The 15,439-nt window shown below is 57.6% G+C and carries 13 protein-coding genes and 1 tRNA gene; 6 read left to right on the top strand and 8 right to left on the bottom strand.

Translation table 11 applies throughout. The annotated features are described in order from the left end of the window. Positions 1 to 75: 75 nt before the first annotated feature. Both ACLH1I_RS20930 and ACLH1I_RS20925 read right to left on the bottom strand, forming a co-directional pair. Positions 76 to 543, bottom strand: a complete 468-nt coding sequence (locus tag ACLH1I_RS20930; RefSeq protein ID WP_004205101.1) for a DUF3237 domain-containing protein — start codon at positions 541 to 543, stop codon at positions 76 to 78. Positions 544 to 708: 165 nt separating this feature from the next. Beyond that, positions 709 to 803 (bottom strand) — tRNA-Sec (locus ACLH1I_RS20925). 288 nt (positions 804 to 1,091) lie between these two features. Between ACLH1I_RS20925 and ACLH1I_RS20920 the strand changes: the two genes are divergently transcribed. Together ACLH1I_RS20920 and ACLH1I_RS20915 are read left to right on the top strand one after the other, a co-directional pair. Then, a complete protein-coding gene (locus tag ACLH1I_RS20920) occupies positions 1,092 to 1,286 on the top strand; it encodes a hypothetical protein (protein ID WP_151629188.1) in 195 nt (64 codons plus the stop codon). 31 nt (positions 1,287 to 1,317) lie between these two features. Next, complete coding sequence (locus ACLH1I_RS20915) at positions 1,318 to 2,040, top strand: MurR/RpiR family transcriptional regulator (protein WP_151629190.1); 723 nt, start codon at positions 1,318 to 1,320, stop codon at positions 2,038 to 2,040. A 108-nt stretch (positions 2,041 to 2,148) separates the two neighbouring features. Here ACLH1I_RS20915 and ACLH1I_RS20910 read toward each other — a convergent pair whose 3' ends face one another. From ACLH1I_RS20910 to ACLH1I_RS20895, 4 genes are all read right to left on the bottom strand, one after another. After that, on the bottom strand, positions 2,149 to 3,528 hold the full coding sequence (locus tag ACLH1I_RS20910; RefSeq protein WP_004205096.1) for a maltose-6'-phosphate glucosidase: 1,380 nt from the start codon (positions 3,526 to 3,528) through the stop codon (positions 2,149 to 2,151). Between the two features lie 12 nt (positions 3,529 to 3,540). Further along, positions 3,541 to 5,100 carry a PTS transporter subunit EIIC gene (locus ACLH1I_RS20905; RefSeq protein WP_151629192.1) on the bottom strand — a complete coding sequence of 520 codons (1,560 nt, stop codon included), beginning with the start codon at positions 5,098 to 5,100 and terminating at the stop codon, positions 3,541 to 3,543. A 251-nt stretch (positions 5,101 to 5,351) separates the two neighbouring features. Next, positions 5,352 to 7,067, bottom strand: a complete 1,716-nt coding sequence (locus ACLH1I_RS20900) for an AsmA family protein (protein WP_099441753.1) — start codon at positions 7,065 to 7,067, stop codon at positions 5,352 to 5,354. 150 nt (positions 7,068 to 7,217) lie between these two features. Next, positions 7,218 to 8,609, bottom strand: coding sequence for a nucleobase:cation symporter-2 family protein (locus ACLH1I_RS20895; RefSeq protein ID WP_004150226.1), 1,392 nt, complete (start codon positions 8,607 to 8,609; stop codon positions 7,218 to 7,220). A 284-nt stretch (positions 8,610 to 8,893) separates the two neighbouring features. Between ACLH1I_RS20895 and gltS the strand changes: the two genes are divergently transcribed. Further along, the gene (gltS, locus tag ACLH1I_RS20890; RefSeq protein WP_004901437.1) at positions 8,894 to 10,096 is read left to right on the top strand and encodes a sodium/glutamate symporter; all 1,203 of its coding nucleotides are present in this window, start codon (positions 8,894 to 8,896) and stop codon (positions 10,094 to 10,096) included. A 114-nt stretch (positions 10,097 to 10,210) separates the two neighbouring features. Here the strand turns inward: gltS and glpK are convergent, their stop codons facing one another. Next, on the bottom strand, positions 10,211 to 11,722 hold the full coding sequence (glpK, locus tag ACLH1I_RS20885; RefSeq protein WP_004873089.1) for a glycerol kinase GlpK: 1,512 nt from the start codon (positions 11,720 to 11,722) through the stop codon (positions 10,211 to 10,213). Between the two features lie 21 nt (positions 11,723 to 11,743). Then, positions 11,744 to 12,595: an MIP/aquaporin family protein gene (locus ACLH1I_RS20880; RefSeq protein ID WP_004205091.1), complete on the bottom strand. Its 852-nt coding sequence runs from the start codon at positions 12,593 to 12,595 to the stop codon at positions 11,744 to 11,746. Between the two features lie 442 nt (positions 12,596 to 13,037). On the opposite strand from ACLH1I_RS20880, the gene zapB reads away from it, so the two are divergent. The 3 genes from zapB to ACLH1I_RS20865 all read left to right on the top strand — a co-directional run bounded on the left by zapB (position 13,038) and on the right by ACLH1I_RS20865 (position 15,438). Next, complete coding sequence (gene zapB, locus ACLH1I_RS20875) at positions 13,038 to 13,283, top strand: septal ring assembly protein ZapB (protein WP_086075620.1); 246 nt, start codon at positions 13,038 to 13,040, stop codon at positions 13,281 to 13,283. Positions 13,284 to 13,435: 152 nt separating this feature from the next. Next, positions 13,436 to 14,425: a sulfate ABC transporter substrate-binding protein gene (locus ACLH1I_RS20870; protein WP_004205090.1), complete on the top strand. Its 990-nt coding sequence runs from the start codon at positions 13,436 to 13,438 to the stop codon at positions 14,423 to 14,425. A gap of 242 nt (positions 14,426 to 14,667) precedes the next feature. Continuing rightward, the gene (locus tag ACLH1I_RS20865; RefSeq protein WP_192796527.1) at positions 14,668 to 15,438 is read left to right on the top strand and encodes a CDP-diacylglycerol diphosphatase; all 771 of its coding nucleotides are present in this window, start codon (positions 14,668 to 14,670) and stop codon (positions 15,436 to 15,438) included. The last annotated feature ends 1 nt before the right edge of the window (position 15,439 follow it).

Raw genomic sequence — 15,439 nt, 5'->3', positions numbered from 1 at the left:
GACGCGATAGTAGACCGGCGCCGGGAGGGGAAAAACGGGTTAACGGCAATAACAGTTATATGCAGAAAGTGAAAATCAGCCCACCTGATAGAAATCGAGCATCACCCCATCCTGAGTACGTCCGCCCGCGCAGATAAACAGCGAGGTGGTTAGCCAGCTGAGCGCGGGGGTATCCACCTCGAAGGTGGGGACGGTGCGAAAATAGATTTCTTCCGGTGGAATAGTGCTAAAAAAGCGCATATCGTCGGCGAACAGCTGGTCATGATAGCGGGCCGGCACCCGGCGAATACCGTTGTTTTCCACGTACACCGTTCCTTCCTCCACCTGCAGGGCATAGCGGGCGGATAGCCTGCACGTGCCGTCGGGCTCGATAATCTGGCTGTCGACGCCGCCGGGCAGCACGTGGCCGCGAAGTTGACCCGAAACGCTGCCGCCGAGAATCGGGATCAGCTGACGCTTGCCGGTTTGCGGACTGCGGGAAACGATTATCGGTTTATCAACCTGGATGGTAATGGAAAAACAGTGTCTCAGTTCGGGGGTCATCATGGCTCTCCTGTTTCGGTTGGCAACGGCACGCGGCCTTTGCGCCAGTGTAACGGGTTCGCAGGAGACAAAATAACGCAGAGTTTGGATGAAAATGATTGACTGGGATGATGGGTTTTGCGGCTCAGTTTGGTATGGCGTGGCGGTGGAGGAGCAGAGGCAAACTGGCGGAAGATCACAGGAGTTGAACCTGCCCGGGACCGCTGGCGGCCCCAACTGGATTTGAAGTCCAGCCACCTCACCGGAGATGACGATCTTCCGCGCCTCGATTGCTACATGGAGGCGGGGCGCATTATAGCTACTTTCAGCCGTTTACCACATACCTGAACGCACTTTTTTACTGTTAAAACTGGACTTTGCAGAACAGTCTGAAACAAATCCGTTCAAAATCCATGGGTTACACTTTTTCATACGCTTTTCAGGCTAACGCGATCGCAAAATACATGAAACATATTCTGATAATGACCTAATTCATCTTCCTGCGGCAAAGGCTGATAAAAAATGTAACCGGTACCCATCTGTGGTGCCGCCAAGGGAATTGTGCCCATATGAAAGATCCTGTTTTGTCCGTCAAAGAGAAAATTGGCTACGGCATCATGGGCGACGGCGCCACCCTCACCATTATTCTCGCCTTGTTCACCCTCATTCCGGCGGAGAGGGTTTTTTTATTCCATTTTTGTACAAAAAGTAACATTCATTTCAGTCTGGTGACTCAGGCCGCAGACGCTATTCCTGAACGGTGATAGCGTATTCTGCCGCTGAGAGGAGCCCGCCATGGACGTAGAAAATATCTTTCGTGACGTGAAGCTAAGCAAAACGGAAATGACCGTGCTGCGCTTTATCCAGAACGACCCGGAGCAGTGTATCCGCCAGGGGGTCCGCGCCGTGGCGGAGCAGTGCTACAGTAATCCCTCCTCGCTGGTACGGCTGGCGAAAAAGCTTAAGTTCAGCGGCTGGCTGGAGCTGGTCTATTTCATCAAGTTCAATATCACCATGCCGAAGCTCGATGTCACCAACGATATCGACTATATGAGCATTCAGCCGGCGGAGGCGCTGACGCCACTGCTGGCAAGCCTCGCGCAGCAGCGCGTCCTGATCCACGGCAGCGGCTTTTCGCAGCTGATCGCCCAGTATATTTATAACAAGTTTCTCGTCACTGGGGTGAATGCCAGCCTGGCGCTGTGGCCGGATTACGAAATTCTTGAACAGAAAAACGCCGCTCGCTTCGACTCCATCTGGATCATTTCGAAATCCGGGCGCAGCAGCTCAGCGCTTAACTGGGTGAAGGCCCTGGAGGGGAAGGAGATTAATCTGGTCTGCTTTACCGGTGATTATCAGAGCCCGCTGGCGCAGGCTGCAGATACGGCGTTTATTATTCACGACCCGCAGAAGTTTGACGATGATATTTACTGGAGCAACCCGTTTTTCGGCTACTGCATCTTAGGCTTTGAGCGGCTACTGAAGATGTGGTTTACCCGCGCACCTGGCAATAGGTAGCTCCGCTAAGCGCAGTGCCGCCGGGCAATATATCAGGCGCCGCGCCGCCATGTTGCCGGGTGGCGGCTGCGCCTTACCCGGCCTACGCCTCCAGGTCCGGTCAGTGATTTACCGCCAGGCGGCGAACTGCTCATCGTCGAGGTAGGCCTCGACCAGGGTTTTCGCCAGCGACCAGGAACCGATCAGCGGGTGCGCCATCAGCGCCCGCACCGCCAGCGACTTATCCTGCTGCAGGATCGCCGCAACCGCCAGCCGCTCATACTCTTTCACGCAGGAAATCATATTTTTCTGCGCCGTCGGCACCTTCACCGGCGTTACCGGCTTGAGACCCTCCCGGCTCAGGTCGCAGCTGATCTCAATCACGTCGTCAGGGCGCAAAAAGTCGAGCGTGCCATTATTCTGGATCGACACCACGATCCGCTTGGTGGTGGTGCTGTTCACCGCTTCCAGAATATCCAGCGCCACCCCGGCATAGCCGCCGGTGTCCGGCTCTTCGATAAACTGCCGCAGCGTCAGCGGCTCGCGGGTATGAAATTTCTCCTGCCGGGATTCGTTCTGCATATAGCTGTTTTCCCGGCGAAGGTAGTGTTGCATCCAGATATTGAAGGCGGCTTCCGGCTGCGTTCTGGCATCCACGGTGCGCAGCGCCTGGCGCATCTCCTGATTGATACGGGCGATCTGCTCCCCGCGCGTTTCGCCTGCCCCCTGAATCGCCTTCAGCGCCTCGTCGCGATAGTAATAATAATAGAGATATTCGTTGAGTAACTGGTTATCGCACAGCCGCACCAGTTCGGGTGAGAAATACTGCATCGCGGTCTTCTGGTACAGCGCCGGGCTGGCGATCAGCCGCTCGGTCACCGCTTCCCCGCGCACGGTGAAGTGGGTAAACCAGGAGAAATGGTTCAGCCCATAGCATTCCACGCTCAGGTCGCGCTCCTCACAGCCGAGGATCGCCGGCAGCTCACGAATCAGCTCGGAGGGGGCATCGCAGATCCCGTAGACCCGACGCTTAAAGCCGGACTTGACGATCGCTTCCGTCACCAGGCCTGAGGGGTTGGTAAAGTTAAACAGAATGGCGTCTTCGGCGGCATGCGCTTCGATCAGCCGGCAATAGTCGAGGATCGCCGGGATCGAACGCATGGCCATCGCGAAGCCGCCGGCGCCGGTGGTCTCCTGGCCGAGGGTGTTATGTTGCAGCGCAATGCGCTCGTCGCGAATACGGCTTTCATCACCACCGACCCGCAGGGTGGTAATAATATAATTGGCGTTTTGTAGCGCCGCGACCGGATCGGTGGTGGTCGTGAAATGAATATCCGGGCGAATGGTCGTAAATACATAGCGGGCAATTTCACCGAATATCGCCAGATTATCTGCAGAGTTATCGAGAAAAACCACCTCCGTTAAACCAATGCGGTGAGCATTATATGCCAGAGATTTCGCTAAAAATGCAGAGCGAACGCCGCCCCCGCCTAATACGGTTAATTTCATACAAACTCCTCATTAATTTTCTGCTAACCAGTTATCAACCCGGGAACGTACCTGTCCCACTTTTACGCCATAAATAACCTGAACCTCATTGCGATTGCGCACTACGCCGTTGGCGCCGGTATTTTTTAATTGCGCGTCATCAACCCGCGCCATATCGCGCACGGCCACGCGCAGGCGGGTAAAACAATTATCGACGGAGAGAATATTCTCCTTGCCCCCGAGACCGCGGATAATGTCATCGGTGACCGACTGGGGCTGCGCGACTTTCTGGCGATACTCCGCTTTGCTGTAGAGCTTCACGTTCTCGTCATCTTCCCGGCCCGGCGTTTTCAGATTCAGCTTCACCACCAGAGTGCGGAAAATCACGTAGTAGACGGCGAACTGGCCGATACCGATAAGGACATATCCCGGCCAGCGCGTTAAGGAGACCGGTAGCGGCAGGTTATAGATCAGAAATTCGATCAGGCCCGAGGCTCCCCAGGGGCGTACGGTGAAGAGGTCGCAAATGGCCTGCGAGGCGGCGGTTAACGTCGCATGGATCACCCACAGCAGCGGCGAGACAAACAAGAAGGTGAACTCAATCGGCTCGGTGATGCCAGTCAGCATCGAGGTGATAATTGCCGGCAGCAGAATCGCCTTGGCCATCACTTTTTTCTCCGGCTTCGCGGTGTGGTAGAACGCCAGCGAGGCGCCGGCCAGGCCGAAGATGGTGGTCATCCCTTGCTGTGAGAAGCGTAGGGCCTCATTCATCACCGGGGTCAGATCCGGATGGCGCATATAGGCGAGAAAAATGGCCTGGGTACCGGAGACCACCTGACCGTCCACGTTCAGGGTGCCGCCAATCTGGGTGAGCTGGAAGGGTGACCAGACAAAATGGTGCAGGCCGGTCGGGATAAGAAATTTTTCAAAGAAACCATAGACGAAGACCCCGGCAACCCCGGCATTTTTCATAAAGCCGGTGAGGGCGGAGATGCCGTGGGTCATAAACGGCCAAATCCAGGTAAAGGCGATGGCGTAGAAGATAACCACCGGCGTCATCGCCACCAGCGTCAGCTTGGCGCCGCCGTACATCGACAGCGCGCCGGGCAGCTCAATGGTAGAGACTTTATTGTGCACCCACGCGATAGTGCAGCCGAGAATAATGCCAAGGAAAACGCCCATATCCACCACTACAAAGCCCAGCAGTTGGGTTTGCCCGGTGCCATAATATTCACCGTTAATTTTTTCGGCGAGTACGTGGGTGTGTTCCAGCCAGGAGTGGTTGGCGCCAAGAAACATAATGAAGCACATCACCGCAACCAGCGCGACTTCGGTTTTTTTATCTTTTGCCAGGCCATAGCTAATACCGACGCAAAATAATAAGCCGAGGTTGCCAAATAGAGGCCAAAAGGTGTCGCCGAGCATCTGCCCAAGCTGGTGCAGGAAACTGGTTTCAGCTATTAATGTCGGATTAGTTAATACTGAACTGAGGGCCAGAATTAAGCCAATGACCGGCAAGAACAATACGGCGCCGATCATGGCCCGGGAGAATTTTTGCATATTCTCCAGAATACGCTGACGTATTTCAGGCATGATTGATCCTTTTATATTTTTGTAGGTACAGGGAGCGGTTTGTTTTTATCGACTTCCAGTATTTTGGTTATAGCAACTCTGATATTTGAAAGGAACCAGTAGCGGTAAATAGGCACAGATAGCCGCTTATTGCACACAGGTTTCAGAATGCTTGCAGACCCCCTCCCTGAAAGTGAGAAAGCGTTGCCAGAGCGGCGTTTTTGCAGAGAAGCGTTCCCTCTCCCCGTGGGGGAGAGGGGGATGGGGCATCGCTAGGGCGTGACGGGAGCGGGCGCTGGCGCGGCGGGGGCGGTATTGACCTCGCCGTTGCGCATGGTTTGCGCCACCTGCTGTTTCTCCATATTTACGGCGCTAAGCTGTGCGTTGACCGTCGGCTTGAGCGGGGCATCGGCCTGCACGCTGCCGCTGGCGGTCAGCTGGAGGTTGCCATCCCCGCTAATGGGGAGCGAAGGCCAGCCCCAGGCCTGCAGAATATTCAGCGGCACGCCGCGGCCGTTCAGGCTCAAATTGACCTGGCGCTGCGGCAGCTGGGATACCGCGGCGGTGGCCTGCAGAATGCCGCGCTCGGTGAAGGCGCTGAGCTCAGTGATATTGACCGTCGACGCCGTGGCGCTCAGCTTGAGTGAAGGGCGACGCACGTCAATTCGGTTAAAGGTCGCCGCCGCGGCGTTCAGCGTCGCGCTACCGTTCCACACCCCCCAGCTGCCGTTTTTCACCAGCTGAAGCTCGCCGCCATAGCCATCGAGAGCGGTAATCTGCCATGGGAAGGCTGGGTCCACATCGATGATCAGGTTGCGGCTGGCGCTGAATTTTTTCAGCGTCAGGCTTTGCAGCCAGGCCGGCAGCGGCGCTATCCACAGTGGCTTCCAGTTCGCCGGCAGCGTGTACTCGAGCCCGGCGAAGGCGGTGTCGTCAAGCACCAGCGCGTTACCGGCGCGCAGCCAGTTGCCGGAGGTTCGCACCATGCCGCCCTCCCAGCGCGAGGAGAACTGGCGCAGGGCAATACCCTGGGGTGAAAATTCGGCATTCAGGATCGGGTCGAAAAAGTGCAGCGAGCCGTAGATAAATTCGCTGGCATTCATCGACAGCGTGCCGTCCTGGCTCTGCCAGCCGCCGTGACTGAGCGTCAGGTTGCGCAGGCTCAGGTCGAGGTCGGTTACCGCCCAGTCCGGCCCCTGCAGGCGGGCGTCGGTGATATCCAGGCGGCCAATCTGCAGAGAGGGGACCGTGGTTAACGGCGCGAAAAAGTCGGCCAGCGAGGCGGCGCTCTGCAGTCGGATCTCATTGAGCTGCAGGTTATCCACCAGCCAGCTGCCGTCGGCGCTGCGTTTCGCATTGCCGGTTAAGGTGCCGCGGGCGACATCGGCGCCGAGGGTGGAGAGGGTGACCTCGCCCTGATCAATCTTGCCCTGAATCAGAACATTGCTGGCTTCGACGCCATTGAGCGTCATCGAGCCCGCGCTCATCTGGATCTGCGCCGTTTTCCCCAGCACATTGCCTGCCTCCGGCGCCCATGGGCTGACGCCGCCAGTGACGCGCTGCGCGCTGAGCGCCCAGCCGGTTTCCGGACTATTGAAGGCCATATTGCGCAACATTAGCCGGTCTGCAGCGAACGGCAGGTCGGCAGAGTGGGGTGACAGATTCAGGGTGCCGTCGTTAAGGACAATCTCATCCGCATGCAGCGGGTCGCTAAACTGGCGGGTGCTGAAGCCAATATCGACCGTTTTCGCCACCAGGGTTGCCGGCTTGCCTTCCCGGCCAAAGGTGACGTTTTGCAACTGCACATGAAGAGGGGAGGAGAAATCGTGGTCCATCGCATCGAAGGAGACCTGCCAGCCGGTGCCATTGCTGAGCCAGGCGCTGGCCTGGCGGGCGCCCCAGTGGGTTTGCAGCAGGAACCACGCGCCAACGATGACGAGCAGCAGAGCGACTAGCAGCCAGAGAATCAGCTTTCCAAGAAATTTCATGGTCTTCCATTCTGTGAGATGCACATAACCGTGTTATGCCCGATTTATGCGCACTTCTCAAGGCAGGCGTGGTTTATTTCCGTGACGGGGCAGGCGGTGGAGGGCAGCGCCAGGGTGCCCCGGCCGATGGCACGACCGGGACGCGTTAAATCAGGCTTTTTCTGGCGGGAAAATTAAATTCAGAACAATCGCCGTGATACCGCCGGCGGCGATACCGGAGGAGAGCAGATTCTTCAGCCAGTCCGGCGCGAACTGCAGGATCAACGGCTGCTGCGACACGCCGAGGCCCACCGCCAGCGACAGGGCGATAATCAGGATCGCCCGGCGATTCAGCGGCTCGCGGGAGACGATGCGCACGCCGGACGCGGCGATGGTGCCGAACATCACCAGCGTGGCGCCGCCGAGCACTGGCTCAGGGATATGCTGTACGAAGCCGCTCACCGCCGGGAACAGCCCGAGGACGATCAGCATCAGCGCCACCACAAAGCCGACGTAGCGGCTGGCGACGCCGGTCAGCTGGATCACGCCGTTGTTCTGGCCGAAGCAGGAGTTCGGGAAGGTGTTGAAGACCGCGGACACAAAGGAGTTGAGGCCGTTAGCCAGCACGCCGCCTTTCAGGCGTTTCATATACAGCGGACCGGAGACAGGCTGCTCGGAGACATCAGAGGTGGCGGTGATATCGCCGATGGTTTCCAGGGAGGTGATCATAAACACCAGCATCAGCGGCAGCAGCAGGCTCCAGTCAATGCCGAGGCCATAGTAGAGTGGCGTCGGGACGGTGATGAGGCTGCTGTTGGTCGGGGCGGTGTTGGCCGGCAGCATATCGAGGAACCACGCCGCCAGATAGCCCGCCGCCATGGCAATCACCAGCGAAGCGATGCGCAAATAGGGATTACGCTGGCGGTTGAGAATGATGATCAGCGCCAGCACGATGCCCGCCAGCAGCAGGTTCTTCGGCGCGCCGAAGGTATGGTCGGCCATCGCCGCGTAGCCGCCGCCGATGGAGGTCAACCCAACCTGAATCAGCGACAGGCCGATGATCATCACCACCACGCCGGAGACCAGCGGGGTAATGATGCGGCGCGCGAGGTGCAGGACGCGGGAGAGGACCATTTCCGTGCAGCTGGCCAGCATCAGGGTGCCGAACAGGGCGGCCATCATCGTCGGGACGTCGGCGCCGCCGGTTTTCAGCGCGGTGCCGCCCATGATCAGCGGGGCGACAAAGTTGAAGCTGGTGCCCTGGATGGAGAGCAGTCCGGAACCGACCGGGCCCCAGGCTTTGATCTGAATAATGGAGGCCACGCCGGAGGCGAACAGCGACATGCTGATGATATGTTGGGTATCTTGCGCCGGGAGACCGAGAGCCTGGCAGATTAATAGCGCCGGGGTGATCACCGCGACAAACATCGCCAGCAGGTGCTGGAAGGCGGCGAACAGGGTTTGCGGTAGGGGCGGGCGATCTTCGAGGCGGTAAATTAATTCGCTGGCTGGTTTATGCGCAACCGGTTGCGCATTTTCTGACTCTGCGGTGTTAACGGACATCACAAGCAATCCCAAGGTGGCAAAGCGGGAATTTTATCGGACTGTAGACCAAAAGCAAACGTTTGCCAGCGTTTGCCCATAAAAATTTATGCTGTGAATATGCGCAACGAGATTATTAACATTTTGTATGCTAAATCGCATCATTCAGGATACAAAATATCTTTTTCTGTCATTTTTTCCGCCGTTCTGCGTAAAATCCCCCTCTGCCTCCTCATGAAGAGAAGCTAAAGACACCAGGAATATCGTCGCGTGTGAATGGATCATGCGCCCATAAGGAGCTTTTTATGTTTCATCTCGATACCTTATCGACGCTCGTTGCCGCAACGCTTGTGCTATTACTCGGCAGAAAACTCGTCCAAACCGTACCCCTCCTCAAGAAATACACCATTCCTGAACCTGTTGCCGGCGGTCTGCTGGTGGCGCTGGCGCTGCTGGTGCTGAAAAAAAGTATGGATATCGATATTGATTTCGATATGAGCCTCAAAGATCCGCTGATGCTGGCGTTCTTCGCCACCATCGGTCTGAACGCCAACCTGGCCAGCCTGCGGGCTGGCGGCAAGGTACTGGGTACCTTTCTGATTGTGGTGGTTGGTCTGTTGCTGCTGCAGAACGCCCTCGGTATCGGCATGGCGAAGCTGTTGGGCCTGGATCCGCTGATGGGTCTGCTGGCCGGTTCTATTACCCTTTCCGGCGGCCACGGCACCGGGGCGGCATGGAGCAAGCTGTTCGTTGAGCGCTATGGTTTTGCCAACGCCACCGAGGTGGCGATGGCCTGCGCGACTTTCGGCCTGGTGCTCGGCGGCCTGATCGGCGGCCCGGTGGCGCGTTACCTGGTGAAACACTCTTCCTCGCCGGACGGGACGCCGGACGATCAGGTGGCGCCGACCGCCTTCGAAAAGCCGGACGTGGGGCGGGTGATCACCTCGCTGGTGCTGATCGAGAGTATCGCCCTGATCGCCATCTGTCTGACGGTGGGCAAGGTGGTTGCGCAACTGCTGGCGGGCAGTGTCTTTGAATTGCCGACCTTTGTCTGCGTGCTGTTTATCGGCGTGATCCTCAGCAACAGCCTGGCGCTGGCGGGGCTGTATCGGGTGTTCGATCGCGCGGTGTCGGTGCTGGGCAACGTCAGCCTGTCGCTGTTCCTCGCCATGGCGCTGATGAGCCTCAAGCTCTGGGAACTGGCTTCTCTGGCGCTGCCGATGATTATTATCCTGGCGGTGCAGGCGGTAGCGATGGCGCTGTATGCGGTGTTCGTCACCTATCGGATGATGGGTAAAAACTACGATGCCGCGGTGCTGGCAGCCGGGCATTGCGGGTTTGGTCTGGGGGCAACGCCAACGGCGATCGCCAATATGCAGGCAATTACCGACCGTTTCGGCCCGTCACATATGGCCTTCCTGGTGGTGCCGATGGTGGGGGCGTTCTTTATCGATATCGTCAACGCGCTGGTGATTAAGCTGTACCTGTTGCTGCCGATATTTGGTTGATAAAAAACCCGGAGGCGGTGCTGCGCACCTGTCCGGGCTACAAGATCGTGCTGTTTGGGGTTTTGTAGCCCGGCTAAGGCGTTTACGCCGCAAGCCGGGAATACCTCCACAATCTTACGCTTCGTCGTGCTCTTCCCACGCTAACGCGCGTTTCACCGCTTTCTTCCAGCCGCTGTAACGATAGTTACGCTCAGTGGTTTCAATCCCCGGGCGGAATTCACGCTCAATCACCGCTTTTTCCTGCAGCTCATCGAGGTTCTGCCAGAAGCCGACCGCCAGACCGGCCAGATAGGCGGCGCCCAGGGCTGTCACTTCGCGCACTTCCGGACGCTCCACGCGGGTGCCGAGGATATCGGACTGGAACTGCATGAGGAAGTTGTTGGCCACCGCGCCGCCATCCACGCGCAGCGCATGCAGACGGATACCGGAGTCAGCCTGCATCGCTTCCAGCACGTCGCGGGTCTGATAGGCGATGGACTCCAGCGTCGCACGGATAATGTGGTTCGAGTTCACGCCACGGGTGAGGCCGAAAATCGCGCCGCGGGCATAGGGGTCCCAGTACGGCGCGCCAAGACCGGTGAACGCAGGCACGACGTACACGCCGTTGGTGTCCTTCACTTTGGTGGCGAAGTACTCGGAATCGAACGCATCGCTGATGAGCTTCATCTCGTCGCGCAGCCACTGAATGGAGGCGCCAGCCATAAACACCGCCCCTTCCAGTGCGTAGTTCACCTCGCCGCGCGGACCGCAGGCGATGGTGGTCAGCAGACCGTGAGTGGAGGTCACCGCTTTTTCGCCGGTGTTCATCAGCATAAAGCAGCCGGTGCCGTAGGTATTTTTCGCCATCCCTTCCTTAACGCACAGCTGGCCGAACAGGGCCGCCTGCTGGTCACCGGCGATCCCGGCGATAGGAATACGGGTCCCGCCTTTACCACCGATGTTGGTCTGGCCGTACACTTCGGACGACTTGCGTACTTCCGGCAGCATGGCGCGCGGAATATCCAGCGCGTCGAGCATCTTGTCGTCCCAGTCCAGGTCGTGGATGTTGAACAGCATGGTACGCGAGGCGTTGGTGTAGTCGGTGACGTGCACGCGACCCTGGGTCATCTTCCAGATAAGCCAGGTGTCCACGGTGCCGAACAGCAGCTCACCGCGCTTCGCACGCTCACGGGAACCTTCGACATGGTCGAGGATCCATTTCACCTTGGTGCCGGAGAAGTAGGGGTCCACCACCAGGCCAGTGGCCTTGCGGATATACTCCTCCATCCCGTCACGCTTGAGCTGCTCGCAGATCTCGGCGGTGCGGCGGCACTGCCAGACGATGGCGTTATAGATCGGTTTGCCGGTCTCGCGCTCCCACACCACCACGGTCTCACGCTGGTTGGTGATACCGATGGCCGCGATCTGATCGGAGTTGATATCCGCTTTGGCCAGCGCTTCGACCAGCGTCGAGCTTTGGGACGCCCAGATTTCCATCGGGTCGTGTTCAACCCAGCCTGGCTTAGGATAAATTTGTTCGAATTCTCGCTGGGAGACGCTGACGATATTGGCATCATGATCCATCACAACGGCCCGGGAGCTGGTAGTGCCCTGGTCAAGCGCAACGATATATTTTTTGTCGGTCATAGTCGGTGTCCCGTAGTCAGATTACAGCGAAGCTTTATGTTGAGTGGAGGAAGAGGAGGGGCTCTCTTGCTCTTCGTCCACGCAGGTGTCGCAAGGCAGGTGGCGGCCAATCAGCTTACGATAGCTGAACGCGCCCAGCGCCGCGCCGACCACCGGTGCGCACAGCGGCACCAGGAAATAAGGAATATCTTTACCGCCGGTGAAGGCGACGTCGCCCCAGCCGGCCAGCCAGGCGAAGGCTTTCGGGCCGATATCACGCGCCGGGTTCATGGCGAAGCCGGTCAGCGGTCCCATGGAGGCGCCAATCACCGCGATCAGCAGGCCGATCAGCAGCGGCGCCAGCGGGCCGCGCGGCACACCGTTGCCATCGTCGGTCAGTGCCAGGATGACGCCCATCAGGATAGCGGTAATCACCATCTCTACCGCGAAGGCCTGCACAAAATTGATATGCGGGTTCGGGTAAGTGGAGAAGATGCCAGCCAGATCAAGGCTTTCCACGCTGCCGCGTACCATATGGTGGGTGGTTTCATAATCGAGGAAAAGATTGTAATAAAGCCCGTAAACTAATGCCGCAGCGCAAAAGGCGCCAGCGAATTGCGAAATAATAAAAGGAACTACTTTGCGGCCATCGAAGCAGGCGAACAGCCAGAGCGCGATAGTCACCGCAGGGTTAAGGTGCGCACCGGATACGCCTGCGGTCAGGTAGATCGCCATGGCGACGCCCAGACCCCAGATGATGCTGATTTCCCACTGTCCGAAGCTGGCTCCCGCGACCTTGAGCGCAGCCACGCACCCAACGCCGAAAAAGATCAACAACCCGGTACCGAGGAACTCTGCGATGCACTGGCCTTTTAAGGTTGATGTTTGGCTCATAATCGAATCCTGAAGCGTGGTGATGATTATTGTATGTAGGGTGGTCACAGACGACCATATTGCCATGTAGGCATAGTGTTAATTTATCGTTAACGAGCAAAAACGAGAAATATCGAACTTCAAATGTGTGTACCACGTCAAGAAAATGAGCGTTTTCGCGCCATTCGCGCGCATTGAGCGCGCTGCCGGAGCGTTTCACCTCGCATTTTGTTAACCATAAAATTAACAATGGCTCATGAAGTACGAGCGAACTGCGCTGAAAGTACCAGGTAAAGACTGAAAAGTGTTGCAAACCGCAATCTGCGCGGCTTGCCGCTGGACAGGGGAGGCGGGGATTCATACAATCGACGATAACACCGCTATGTGCGCTAATTTTCGTTAAGGCGGGACCGCGTATACGAAACACCAGTTTCTATCAACGCCTTGCAAGTTCAGGAGAGGTATGACGATGTCATTAGAAGTGTTTGAGAAATTAGAATCTAAGGTTCAGCAGGCGATTGATACCATCACTCTGTTGCAGATGGAAATCGAAGAGCTGAAAGAAAAGAACAACACCCTGGCGCAGGAAGTTCAGAGCGCGCAGCATGGTCGTGAAGAGCTGGAGCGCGAAAACAGCCAGCTGAAAGAGCAGCAGCAGGGCTGGCAGGAGCGTCTGCAGGCGCTGCTGGGCCGCATGGAAGAAGTCTAATCGCTTCGCGCCCTCTCCCGCCAGGGAGGGGGTGTTCCTTATCCCTTCCTTTATTCTCGCAAGTTATAGCCAATCTTTTTTTATTCTTTAATCATTGAATCGCTTTCTGGCACGCTTAGCCCATCACAACACGACATAAAGAGAGCGGTGCGATGAATAAGTGGGGCGTAGGGTTAACTCTGTTGCTGGCATCCGCCAGCGTTCTGGCAAAAGATTTTCAGCTATTAAACGTATCTTATGATCCAACGCGCGAGCTGTACGAACAGTACAACAAAGCGTTCAGCGCGCACTGGAAGCAGGAGACCGGCGACAACGTGGTGATCCGCCAGTCGCACGGCGGTTCCGGCAAGCAGGCGACCTCGGTGATTAACGGTATTGAAGCGGATGTGGTTACGCTGGCGCTGGCCTACGACGTCGACGCGATCGCTGAGCGCGGTCGTATCGATAAAAACTGGCTGAAGCGCCTGCCGGATAACTCCGCGCCTTATACTTCCACCATCGTGTTCCTTGTCCGTAAGGGCAACCCGAAACAGATCCATGACTGGAACGACCTGATCAAACCGGGCGTGTCGGTCATCACCCCGAACCCGAAAAGCTCCGGCGGCGCTCGCTGGAACTACCTGGCGGCATGGGGCTATGCCCTGCATCAGAACCATGGCGACCAGGCGAAAGCCCAGGATTTCGTCAAGGCGCTGTATAAAAACGTGGAAGTGCTGGACTCTGGCGCGCGCGGTTCGACCAATACCTTCGTAGAACGCGGGATCGGCGATGTGCTGATCGCCTGGGAAAACGAAGCGCTGCTGGCGACCAACGAACTGGGCAAAGACAAGTTTGAAATCGTGACCCCGAGTGAGTCGATTCTGGCTGAGCCGACCGTTTCGGTGGTCGATAAAGTCGTGGATAAGAAAGGCACCCGCCAGGTGGCGGAAGCGTACCTGAAGTATCTCTACTCGCCGGAAGGCCAGGAGATTGCGGCGAAGAACTTCTACCGTCCGCGCGATCCGAACGTGGCGAAGAAATATGCTAATGAATTCCCGAAACTGAAACTGTTCACTATCGATCAGGAGTTCGGCGGCTGGACGAAAGCGCAGAAAGAGCACTTCTCCAACGGCGGCACCTTCGACCAGATTAGCCAGCGTTAATTCTCTTGTCCCTGCTTGCGCTACGCTTAGCAGGGCTACAGTTTTGCGCTGTGCGTAACCCGGGTAAGGCGTCAGCCGCTACCCGGGAATCCCTGCTTGCGCTACGCTTAGCAGGGCTACAGTTTTGCGCCGTACGTAGCCCGGGTAAGGCGCCAGCCGCGACCCGGAAAACGCTCCGCCCGTCATCTGTTTTCATTTAGTCATCAAATTACGTTACTCTTCCGCTTCAGGCTTAACAGGGAATGAAAATGAGAAGAGTAAGATACTTTTTGCTGGCGCTGCTGGTGGCGATCCTCGCGGCGCTGGCGGGCGGCTACTACTGGCTGCACTCTGGCAACCCGGACGCGTTGCGCAAGATTGTTCTGCAGCAGTGCGTTCCCCATCAGCAACAGCAGCAAAACCCGTCGCCGTGTGCCGAAGTGAACCTCAAGGGCGGCTATGTGCTGTTTAAAGATCGTAACGGCCCGCTGCAGTATTTGCTGATGCCGACCTACCGCATTAACGGCACCGAAAGCCCGCTGCTGTTGGATCCACTGACGCCGAACTTCTTCTGGCAGGCCTGGCAGGGGCGTGAGATCATGAGCCAGCGCCACGGCGCGCCGGTTCCCGATAACGCGGTATCGCTGGCGATCAACTCGCGCAGCGGACGCACGCAAAACCATTTCCATATTCATATCTCCTGCCTGCGCCCTGATGTGCGCGCGCAGTTAGACAAGGATGCGGCGGCGATCAGCAGCCGCTGGCTGCCGTTGCCGGGTGGGCTTCAGGGCCATGAATATCTGGCGCGCCGGGTGACGGAGGCGGAGCTCGCCCAGCGCAGCCCGTTCCTGATGCTGGCGGAAGAGGTGCCGGAGGCGCGTCAGCATATGGGACGCTATGCGCTGGCGATGGCGCAGCAGAGCGACGGCTCGCTGGTGCTGCTGGCGACGGAGCGTAACCTGCTGACCCTGAACCGGGCTTCAGCGGAAGAAATTCAGGATCATCGCTGCGCCATCCTTAACGCAAACCACTAGT

This window comes from Klebsiella sp. 1SOBk10mer (assembly GCF_046602535.1).
GTDB classification, from domain to species: Bacteria; Pseudomonadota; Gammaproteobacteria; order Enterobacterales; family Enterobacteriaceae; genus Klebsiella; species Klebsiella quasipneumoniae.
This window is presented reverse-complemented; position numbering and strand designations above follow the sequence as displayed.